A 6866-nucleotide genomic window follows, 5' to 3' on the forward strand; every position below is an offset into this window, starting at 1 on the left:
CCATGGCCCACAGCAGCCGGGTCGCAGCCGGCAGGGAGATCTCCTCCGACACCGGCTGATCTTTCGGCTCCCGCTCCCAGTAGTTCGTCACGGAAGTGGGACGGGGCCCGTGATGAAAGCGCTTCCCCGCGCGGTGGCCGGGGCCGTTCGGAACCGCGGGAGGGAGCAGCCCAGTGGGAAACGACGAACGGCCCGGTGCGGATCACATCCGCACCGGGCCGTTTCCTTCAGTGGAGCTATGGGGATTCGAACCCCAGACCTCCTCCATGCCATGGAGGCGCGCTACCAACTGCGCCATAGCCCCTCGGGTCCGGCGAGGGCGGGGGAACCGCCCTGCCGACACCCTGAACGATAGCGGAATCCGCCCGATTAGTCGAAACGGATTCCGATCGCGCCCCCTGGACCTGCGCGGACGCGCTCACCTGTCGTCGCCGAGGATCCTCTCCTCCGGGAGGCTGGAGGCGTTGTGCTCCAGCAGGCGCCACCCGCCCGCGCGCAGCGGACCCAGCACCGACCACGAGCAGTTGCCCAGCGGTCCCAGCGCCTGGCGGATCTCCACCGGCAGCCCGAGCATCCGGTTGATGCCCGCGCGCAGCGCCGCCCCGTGGCCCACGGCCACCAGCAGCCCGCCCTCGGGCACCCGCTCCAGCCCGCGCTCGACCGCCTCGGCGACGCGCTCGCCCACCTCCTCGATGGGCTCGCCGCCGGGGATGTCCATGCGGGCGTTCTCCTCCGGCCACCGCTCGCGGATCTCCGCGGTGGTCAGCCCCTCCCAGGGCCCGCCGAAGCGCTCCCGCAGCCCCTTGTCGGTGTGCACGGCCAGGCCGGTGGCCTCCGACAGGTACCCGGCCGTGTCCGCCGCGCGGCGCAGGTCCGAGGCGATGACGGCATCCGGCCGCAGTGCGGCCAGCAGGCGCGCCGCCCGCTGGGCCTGCTCCCGCCCGACGTCGTCGAGCGGGATGTCGGACTGCCCCTGGAAGCGCTTCTCGGCGTTCCACTGGGTCTGGCCGTGGCGCCAGCAGAGGACACGACGGGATTCGGCCATCGACTCAACTCCTGTGCGGGTCGGTGCAGGTCTGCGCTGATCGTCGGCGGACCGGCCCCCTCAGGGGCCGTCCCACGGGCCTCTCAGGCGCCGTCCTGGGTGCGCTCGCGACCCCGCGCGCTCTCCGGCAGGGTGATCACGGGGCAATCCTTCCACAGCCGCTCCAGGCCGTATGTGCCGCGCTCCTCCTCGTGCTGGACGTGCACGACGATGTCGATGTAGTCCAGCAGCACCCAGCGCCCGTCGCGCTCGCCCTCCCGGCGGACCGGCTTGGCGCCGGCCTCGCGCAGGCGCTCCTCCACCTCGTCGACGATGGAGCGCACCTGCCGGTCGTTGGGGGCGGAGCACAGCAGGAAGGCGTCGGTGATGACGAGCTGGTCGCTCACGTCGAAGGCGACGACCTCCTGGGCCAGTTTGTCCGAAGCCGCCTCGGCGGCGATGTTCACGAGCTCGACGGCCCTGTCCGTAGCGGTCACGATGAAGTAGCTGCCTCCCCTGGGGTCCGCCCCGCCGACGGGTCGTCGAGGTAGAGCCCGGTCTTGTTGATGTAGCGGACGATCCCGTCGGGGACGAGGTACCAGATCGGCTCGCCCTTGCTCACGCGCTCCCGGCACTCGGTGGAGGAGATCGCCAGGGCCGGGATCTCCACCAGGCTGACCTTGCCGTCGGGCAGGCCGGTGTCGGTCAGCCGGTGCCCGGGCCGGTTGCAGCCCACGAAATGCGCGAGTTCGAAGAGTTCGTCCACGTTCTGCCAGCTCAGGATAGCGCCAAGGGCGTCGGCCCCGGTGATGAAGAACAGCTTGACGTCCGGCCCGTAGCCGCTGCGGAGCTGGCGCAGCGTGTCGATGGTGTAGGTGGGGCCCTCGCGGTCGACCTCGATCCGGCTCACCTTGAACTGCGGGTTCTCCGCGGTGGCGATGACCGTCATCAGGTAGCGGTCCTCGGCCGGGGCCACCTTGGCCAGGTCCTTCTGGTAGGGCCGCCCCGCCGGGACGAAGAGCACCTCGTCCAAGTGGAACAGGTGGGCGACCTCGCTGGCGGCGACGAGGTGCCCGTGGTGGATCGGGTCGAACGTACCGCCCATGACCCCCACGCGTCGTGGGCCGCCCGGCCCCCGGCTGGCGCCCGCGCCCATCGCTCCGTTCGCCACCTCATCGCTCCCTTTACACCGGTTTTTCCAGCCGCCGCCGAGACTAACCGAAGGCGCCCACCACGCCGTCCGCGCACCCGCCCCCGGGCGCGTCCCCGCGCGCGGCGGCCGGGGCCCGCGGTCGGGGCTCCGACCCCCTCGCGCCCCTCCGGGCGCGGCGCCGGGAAGCGGCCCCACCGCCGCACCGTGGGCGTTCCGCACGGTGGCGCATTCGCGTCATATCTCGTTGCCGGAAATCGTGGCGTCGGCCGGGGAGGCGCGCATAGCATGCCGACATGGCCACCAACACACCAGACCGCGCCCGCGTCCGACTCGACGACATCTCCTCCCGCGCCTACGAGCACCCGGCCGACCGCGGCGCACTGGTCGCCCTGCGGTCCCTGCGCGGCTTCGACGAGGTCTTCCGCAAACTCTCAGGGCTGTTCAACGAGCGCGCGCTGCGCCTGATGTTCCTGTCCGGCGCCGTGCGGGTCGGGGAGCGCCAGTTCCCCGAGGTGCACGACTACGTGCGCGACGCCGCCTACGTGCTCGACCTCAAGGAGGTCCCCGAGCTCTACATCAAGATGGACCCCAAGCCCAACGCCATGGCGATCGGCAGCCAGAAGCCGTTCATCGTCATGACCAGCGGGCTGTTCGACCTCCTCGACGCCGAGGAGCAGCGCTTCGTCGTCGGCCACGAGGTCGGCCACATCCTGTCCGGCCACGCCGTCTACCGGACCATGCTGCTGGCGCTGATCAACCTGGCCGCGCGCGTGGCCTGGATCCCGCTGGGCTACATCGGCCTGCGCGCCATCGTCGCCGCCCTGGAGGAGTGGTACCGCAAGTCCGAGCTGTCCTGCGACCGCGCGGGCCTGCTCGCCGCACAGGACCCGGACGCCGCCAAGCGCGCGCTGATGAAGATGGCGGGCGGCTCGCGCCTGGCCGAGATGAACACCGACGCCTTCCTGGAGCAGGCCCGGGAGTACGACGAGGGCGGCGACGCGCGCGACAGCCTGCTGAAGCTGATGAGCCTGATCGGCACCACCCACCCCTTCGCCGTGGTGCGCACCGCCGAGCTGCACCGCTGGATCGAGGACGGCTCCTACCGCACCATCCTGGCGGGGGACTACCCGCGCCGCGCCACCGACAAGGACGCCTCGGTCAGCGAGGAGGCGCGCAGCGCCGCCAACTCCTACAAGCAGTCCTGGGAGCGCTCCTCGGACCCGCTGGTGGGCATGGTGCGCGACGTCGCCGGGACCGCGGCCAACGCGGGCGGCAAGATCTTCGACACGGTCGCCGAGCGCTGGAAGGGCGCCGGGACCCGGGGCGGCTCCGACAGCGGACAGAGCGGACAGAACTGACGGGCCGCGCCCCCGCCGCCGACGCGGCGGACGGCAGGGGGCGCGGGCACCGGACCCGCCCGGCCCCCGCGCCCCGCCGCGCGCCCGGTCCTCGCGCGCTCAGTTCTTGCGCGCAACTCCCCCGGTCATGAAGCGCGCCGCGATGGAGGTGCTGTCCGGGACGATGCCGTCCGGCCGCCACAGCGGCAGCGGGACCAGCCCGGGGGCGAGCAGCTCCATCCCGTCGAAGTAGGCCATCAGCTCCTCGGTGGTGCGCACCCGGCCGGTGCCGAGCTGGCTCAGCAGCACCCGCTCCAGCTCCACGCTCTCCGGTGCGTCGCCCAGGCGGGTGAAGTTGGTGATGAAGAAGTAGGACCCGGAGACGACCGTGTCCCGGAACGCGGCGACGATGCCGCCCGGGTCCTCCTCGTCGAGGAGGTGGTGCAGGATGCCGCACAGCATCACGCACACCGGCCGGTCGAAGTCGATGAGCCCGCGCACCTCCGGGTGGTCGATCACGCTGCGCGGGTCGCGGATGTCGCCGGTCACGACGTGGGTGTAGGCGTTCTCCGCCAGGATGGCGTGGCCGTGCGCGGACACCAGCGGGTCGATGTCGACGTAGACCACGCGCGCCGCCGGGTTCGCCTGCTGGGCCACCTCGTGGGTGTTGCGCGCGGTGGGCAGCCCCGACCCCAGGTCGAGGAACTGGTCGATGCCCTGGTCGGCGGCGAGGTGGCGGACGACCCGGTGCAGGATCTCCCGGTTGTGCCGGGCGATCTCCTTGAGTTCGGGCATGACCTCCAGGCTGGCCTGGGCCACCTGGCGGTCGATGGCGTAGTTGTCCTTGCCGTCGAGCATGACGTCGTAGACGCGGGCGGCCGTGGGCACCCCGCTGTCGAACGACGCTCCGGACGGCTGCTGATCGTTGGTCATGGGGGGCTCCCGGTAACGCGAAAACTCCTACAGCTCCGGCATCGTAGCGCCTCACGAGGCCCACCGAGCGCCGTTCGGTGCCCACCTGGCCCGCCTGTCCGGCCGCCTCCCAGCACCCGGTCGGCGGTGTACAGCGCTCACCTGCGGACATGAAGTCGCCGGGCCCATACGAAGGCGGAATCGGATGGCCGCGCCGCCTTCGAGGAGCGGCCGGGGCGGTCGGGCACACCGGGACCGGCACCGCGCACGGCGCCGAGCACCGCAGACGACGGCGGGGCCCACCGCGCCGTGAGCGCGGTGGGCCCCGCAGGCCCTTCGAGGGCGCGCCCTCCGTCAGCGCACCTGGCCGTCACCGGTGACGATGTACTTGGTGGAGGTCATCTCCCGCAGCCCCATCGGGCCGCGCGCGTGCAGCTTCTGGGTGGAGATGCCGATCTCCGCGCCGAAGCCGAACTCCCCGCCGTCGGTGAACCGGGTCGAGGCGTTCACCATGACCGCCGCCGAGTCCACCCGCGAGGTGAAGCGGCGCGCCGCCGCCTGCGAGTCGGTGACGATGGCCTCGGTGTGCCCCGTGGAGTAGGCGCGGATGTGCGCCATCGCCTCGTCCAGGGTGTCGACCACCTTCACGGCCAGGTCCATCGACAGGTACTCGGTGGTCCAGTCGTCCTCGGTGGCGGGCACGGCGCGGTCGTCGAAGGCGCGCACCCGGTCGTCGCCGTGCACGGTCACGCCCAGGTCGCCGATCTCCCGCAGGAACCGGGGCAGGAAGCGCTCGGCGATCCGCTCGTGCACCAGCAGCGTCTCGGCCGCGTTGCACACCGACACCCGCTGCGCCTTGGCGTTGACCGCGATGGACACCGCCCTGTCCAGGTCGGCGTGCTCGTCGATGTAGACGTGGCAGTTCCCGGCACCGGTCTCGATGACGGGCACCGTGGACTCGCGCACCACGGCCTGGATGAGGTTGGCCCCGCCGCGCGGGATGAGCACGTCGACCAGCCCCCGGGCGCCCATCAGCGCCTGCGCCGAGTCGCGCCCCGAACCGGGCACGAGCTGCACGGCGTCGACGGGGACGCCGGTCTTCTCCAGGGCGCCCCGGATCACCTCCACGATGCGGACGTTGGAGGAGTAGGCCGAGGAGGAGCCGCGCAGCAGGGCGGCGTTGCCGCTCTTGAGGCACAGCGCCGCCGCGTCGGCGGTGACGTTGGGGCGGCCCTCGTAGATGATGCCGACGACGCCCAGCGGCACCCGGGTCTGGCGCAGCTCCAGGCCGTTGGGGAGGGTGGAGCCGAAGACGACCTCGCCGACGGGGTCGGGCAGCTCGGCGATGGCGCGGACCGCGTCGGCGACGCCGGAGACGCGCTCCTCGGTGAGGGCGAGGCGGTCGAGGTAGGCCTCGGTCTCACCGGCGGCGCGCGCCCGGTCGAGGTCCTCGGCGTTGGCGGCGACGATCGAGGCGGCCTCGGCGACCAGCGCGTCGGCGACCATGGCCAGCGCCTCGTCCTTGTCCGCCCGGCTCATCGGTGCGAGGTCGGCCGCGGCGTCCTTGGCCCTGCGGGCGGCGTCGTGCACCTCGCGCTCGGTGTCGTTCATGAGGGGTTCCATCCGCTCGGGAGTGTCGTGGTCGTGGATCGGGTGTCGGGCGTATGCCCAGCTTATTCCGGGCGGCCCCGCCGGGGTGGGGCGAGTGCCGACCGGGTCGGGCCGGTGGGGCGGGAGCGCGGATCGCGCGGTCCCGGCGGGCGTCGGCCCGGTGCCTCCGTGGAGCCCGGCAGGGGCGCCGTGCGGGGTCGGCATCGAACGCCCCTCTGGCGGTGGCCACGGCGAGGGCGCCGCCGAGCGCTCCGGAACGGCAGCGCTCCCGCCGAGGTCATCGCGGGACGTCGACGCGGGCGGAGCACACAGGGGACCGCCTACGCCGAGGAGCCGCCCGTCGGGGCCGTCGCCTTCGAGGGCGGGCCGTCCGGCGTGCCCGGTTCCCGCGAGGTGTCCGGGGCGTCGCGGCCTCCGGCCTCCGCCGTGCGCGCCCCGCCGACCGGCCGGGCGCGGTCCAGCAGCACCATGTCGTCGCGGTGGACGATCTCCCGCTCGTACTCGGGGCCCATCTCGCGGGCCAGCCAGCGGGTGGAGCGCCCCATCAGCATCGGGATCTCCGCGGCGTCGTAGTTGACCAGCCCGCGGGCCACCGTCCGCCCGTCCTCGTCGCACAGGTCGACCGGGTCCCCGGCGCTGAACTCGCCCTCGACCTTCACCACACCGGCGGGCAGCAGCGAGGCGTGCTCGGCGGCCACGGCCCGCACCGCCCCGGGGTCCAGGACCACCGTGCCCCGTCCCGCCGTCGCGTGCGCCAGCCACAGCTGCCGGGCCGTGGGCCTCCGCTTGGACGAGGCGGTGAACAGGGTGCCCACCGGCTCCCCCCCCA

Annotated in this window: 7 protein-coding genes and 1 tRNA gene; 1 reads left to right on the plus strand and 7 read right to left on the minus strand. The window is 73.0% G+C overall.

The window, feature by feature from the left end:
• Positions 1-231 precede the first annotated feature (231 nt).
• From D476_RS0124725 to nadD, 4 genes are all read right to left on the minus strand, one after another.
• Positions 232-304: transfer RNA gene (locus tag D476_RS0124725), tRNA-Ala, on the minus strand.
• A gap of 114 nt (positions 305-418) precedes the next feature.
• Complete coding sequence (locus tag D476_RS0124730) at positions 419-1045, minus strand: histidine phosphatase family protein (protein WP_017626603.1); 627 nt, start codon at positions 1043-1045, stop codon at positions 419-421.
• Positions 1046-1128: 83 nt separating this feature from the next.
• Entirely contained in the window at positions 1129-1521 is a 393-nt protein-coding gene (gene rsfS / locus D476_RS0124735; protein WP_017626604.1) for a ribosome silencing factor, read from the minus strand.
• Positions 1518-2180 (minus strand): nicotinate-nucleotide adenylyltransferase, encoded by a 663-nt coding sequence (gene nadD / locus D476_RS0124740; protein ID WP_026123828.1) that lies wholly within the window; start codon positions 2178-2180, stop codon positions 1518-1520. The genes rsfS and nadD overlap by 4 nt, the downstream gene beginning before the upstream one ends.
• 290 nt (positions 2181-2470) lie before the next feature.
• Here nadD and D476_RS0124745 point away from each other — a divergent pair, with 290 nt between their 5' ends.
• A complete protein-coding gene (locus D476_RS0124745; RefSeq protein WP_017626606.1) occupies positions 2471-3535 on the plus strand; it encodes a M48 family metallopeptidase in 1065 nt (354 codons plus the stop codon).
• 99 nt (positions 3536-3634) lie between these two features.
• On the opposite strand, the gene D476_RS0124750 is transcribed toward D476_RS0124745, so the two are convergent.
• The 3 genes from D476_RS0124750 to D476_RS0124760 form a co-directional block, all read right to left on the minus strand.
• Positions 3635-4447, minus strand: a complete 813-nt coding sequence (locus D476_RS0124750) for an SAM-dependent methyltransferase (protein ID WP_017626607.1) — start codon at positions 4445-4447, stop codon at positions 3635-3637.
• A gap of 333 nt (positions 4448-4780) precedes the next feature.
• A complete protein-coding gene (locus tag D476_RS0124755; RefSeq protein WP_017626608.1) occupies positions 4781-6037 on the minus strand; it encodes a glutamate-5-semialdehyde dehydrogenase in 1257 nt (418 codons plus the stop codon).
• 320 nt (positions 6038-6357) lie between these two features.
• Positions 6358-6866, minus strand: a 509-nt coding sequence (locus D476_RS0124760) for a PUA domain-containing protein (RefSeq protein WP_026123829.1), incomplete at its 5' end; no start/stop codon positions are given.

It is taken from the genome of Nocardiopsis chromatogenes YIM 90109 (assembly GCF_000341185.1).
GTDB classification, from domain to species: domain Bacteria; phylum Actinomycetota; class Actinomycetes; order Streptosporangiales; family Streptosporangiaceae; genus Nocardiopsis_A; species Nocardiopsis_A chromatogenes.